Source organism: Mycobacterium sp. (assembly GCF_019243155.1).
Taxonomy (GTDB): Bacteria; Actinomycetota; Actinomycetes; order Mycobacteriales; family Mycobacteriaceae; genus Mycobacterium.
The window spans coordinates 1-2,114 of the sequence record NZ_JAFAUS010000322.1; the positions used below are offsets into that span (position 1 = coordinate 1).

Annotated in this window: 2 protein-coding genes; one reads left to right on the forward strand and one right to left on the reverse strand. The window is 66.9% G+C overall.

The genetic code is table 11. The features are described from left to right. Positions 1-929: homocysteine S-methyltransferase family protein (locus tag JOZ00_RS16305; protein ID WP_293345328.1), on the reverse strand; the 929-nt coding region annotated here is incomplete at its 3' end. 364 nt (positions 930-1,293) lie between these two features. On the opposite strand from JOZ00_RS16305, the gene JOZ00_RS16310 reads away from it, so the two are divergent. Continuing rightward, the coding region (locus tag JOZ00_RS16310) for a PAC2 family protein (RefSeq protein WP_293345330.1) at positions 1,294-2,114 on the forward strand (821 nt) is incomplete at its 3' end.

Here is a 2,114-nt window from a genome sequence, read left to right on the forward strand (position 1 = left end):
GCGATGTAGGAGGCCTGCCGCTCCGGCGACTCGTCGTACTCGCCGAACGCGTTCGGCAAGCCGGCGTTCGGGTAGCAGGAGACGAAGGTGTCCGCGATCCGCGACATCTCGGCGATGTAGGGCCTCATCTCCGGCGCACCCAGGGCGCAGTTGAGGCCGACCGCGATCGGCTTCGCGTGCCTGATCGCGTTCCAGAACGCCTCGGTGACCTGACCGGACAACGTCCGCCCGGAAGCATCGGTGATGGTGCCCGAGATGATCAACGGCCAGCGGCGTCCCCGCTGCTCGAACAGCGTCTCGACGGCGAACACCGCCGCCTTGGCGTTCAGCGAGTCGAAGATCGTCTCGATGATGAGGAGGTCGGCACCCCCGTCGACCAGGCCGCTGGCGGATTCGAGATAGGCGGCGACCAGCTGGTCGTAAGAGACATTGCGGGCCCCGGGGTCGTTGACGTCCGGCGAGATCGACGCCGTCCGCGTCGTCGGCCCGATCGCGCCGGCGACGTAGCGGGGCTTCTCCGGGGTGCTGAATTCGTCGGCCGCTTTGCGGGCCAGGGCAGCGCCGGCGTAGTTCAGCTCGTAAGCCAGGTCCGCCATGTCGTAGTCGGAGAGCGAGATCGCGTTCGCGTTGAACGTGTTGGTCTCCAGGATGTCGGCGCCCGCCTCGAGGTACTCGCGGTGGATCCCCTCGATGATCTGCGGCTGCGTCAGGGTGAGCAGGTCGTTGTTGCCCTGGAGAGCGGTCGGCCACTCCGTGAACCGATCGCCGCGGTAGCCGGCCTCGTCCGGGCGGTCCCGCTGGATCGCCGTGCCCATCGCACCGTCGATCACCATGATCCGCCGGCCGAGTGCAGCCTTCAGTTCGTCGGTGCAGTCGGGGCGGATGTTGGGCGCGAAGTTTGACGCTTCGTTTGTCTCCGAGGCGGTCACGTGCGTTCCTTCCGTAGCGGAAGGCGTCCTTGACTCTGCCGAGCGTGGCGGTTATCGGCAGGGACCCGGCCCCCCACTAACCGTTGCAACGCCTCTCGACCAGGAAAGTCTACGTCGTCACCCGACGCCTGGACGCCCAGCTCGACCTGACCCGCTTTGGCGATCGCAGCGGATCTTGTCAGCAATGTCGTTACCCATGTTAACCAGTTCGCAGCCGGACGTATTTCGCCTCGACCGCGTCGGCGCCGCTTTGTCGGCGGCAGTCACGCCACAAGGATAGTCGTCCTATGGAATCCGCCCAGTGGTTGACAGTTCGCTGCCAGGCAAGCCCGAACATCCCGGCGCGAGGCCGTACCCTGATTCTGTGACCCCGCCCGATGGCCCCCCTTTTGGCTTGCCAGATGGGAAGGCCGCTTTGCCTGAACTGCACAACACCATCGTTGTCGCGGCGTTCGAGGGTTGGAACGACGCCGGCGACGCGGCCAGCGACGCCCTCGAACACCTCGAGGCCATCTGGGAAGCCGACCCGATCTTGGAGATCGACGACGAGGCCTACTACGACTACCAGGTGAATCGCCCCGTCATCCGGCAAGTGGACGGGGTCACCCGTGAGCTGGTGTGGCCGGCGATGCGGATCTCCCACTGCCGGCCGCCGGGCAGCGACCGCGACGTCGTGCTGATGCACGGGGTGGAACCGAATATGCGCTGGCGCACCTTCTGCGCCGAACTGGTGGCAATCGCCGACAAGCTCAACGTGGACACCGTCGTGATCCTGGGAGCCCTACTGGCCGACACCCCGCACACCCGGCCGGTTCCGGTTTCGGGGGCGGCGTACTCGTCCGAATCGGCGAAGCGGTTCGGGCTCGAGGAAAGCCGCTACGAGGGCCCCACCGGCATCGCCGGCGTGTTTCAGGACGCCTGCGTGGCCGCTGGCATCCCGGCGGTGACGTTCTGGGCGGCGGTGCCGCATTACGTGTCGCAGCCACCCAACCCCAAGGCGACGGTGGCTTTGCTGCGCCGCGTAGAAGACGTGCTCGACATCGAGGTCCCGCTGGCCGACCTGCCGAGCGAGGCCGAGGAGTGGGAGCTGGCGGTCACCGAGATGGCCACCGAGGACGAGGACCTGGCCGAGTACGTCACCTCGCTGGAACAGCGCGGCGACGCCGAAGTCGACATGAACGAGGC